The organism is Streptomyces sp. P17, assembly GCF_032436805.1.
GTDB lineage: Bacteria > Actinomycetota > Actinomycetes > Streptomycetales > Streptomycetaceae > Streptomyces.
Genome location: NZ_JAVRBF010000882.1, coordinates 1 through 269 on the forward strand (window position 1 = coordinate 1; position 269 = coordinate 269).

The 269-nt window shown below is 72.1% G+C and carries 1 protein-coding gene; it reads right to left on the reverse strand.

What is annotated here, in order from left to right; all coding sequences use genetic code 11:
• On the reverse strand, positions 1 to 237 hold a 237-nt coding region (locus RMT89_RS43320), incomplete at its 3' end, for a hypothetical protein (protein ID WP_315889247.1).
• Between the last annotated feature and the right edge of the window lie 32 nt (positions 238 to 269).

The window sequence follows — 269 nt, forward strand, 5'->3', positions numbered from 1 at the left end:
CGTTTCAAGCTCGCCCGCGCGTGCAATGGCGCGCTCGATGCCGTCGCCCATGGCGGCGACCTCGCGGCGGATCGTCCGATGTTCGAGCCGATCGAGGAGCCGCAGCCGCGCGTCTCGCGCCGCGCCGCCAATGACGACCGCGAAACCATCGGCCAGCTGCTGCAGTCGCTGCACCCACTGCTGCCGCCCGGTCTGCCAGGTGCGCTCATTCGAGGCGAGCACGAAGGCCTCGGCCACCTGCTCCGCCCGCTGCCGGCTCGAGGCGTCTG